Origin of the sequence: Paraburkholderia sp. SIMBA_030 (assembly GCF_046535245.1) — a bacterium.
In the GTDB taxonomy this organism is placed as follows: domain Bacteria; phylum Pseudomonadota; class Gammaproteobacteria; order Burkholderiales; family Burkholderiaceae; genus Paraburkholderia.
Genome location: NZ_JAWRXB010000593.1, coordinates 1 through 270, shown reverse-complemented (window position 1 = coordinate 270; position 270 = coordinate 1). Strand labels below are relative to the sequence as shown.

The following is a 270-nucleotide window of genomic DNA, read 5'->3' as shown; positions in this document are numbered from 1 at the left end:
GCATTTCCGGCTGACCGGCAATCGTGCATTTTGCGAAAGCAGCGCCGTCTATCTCCGAGGCGGCCGGATCGGCGCGCTGCACCGGGAATATTCCGAAAAAGCCGTACCAACGCTGACGGCTCTCGATGTCCGGCCGTGGAACATGGAGGAATTCTTCGTCCATGATCCGCATGGCAACCTGCTGCGGTTCGCCCGTATCCCGGGGCGCTGAGGCGTAAAACCGGCCCTGCGGCATGTTTGTCCGGGCAAGGGTTCGCTATGGCCGAGCCC

1 pseudogene is annotated in these 270 nt (G+C 62.6%); it reads left to right on the top strand.

Annotated elements, in window-relative coordinates:
* Positions 1–211: pseudogene (locus SB772_RS41325) on the top strand (hypothetical protein); the annotation flags it as partial.
* Positions 212–270 lie beyond the last annotated feature (59 nt).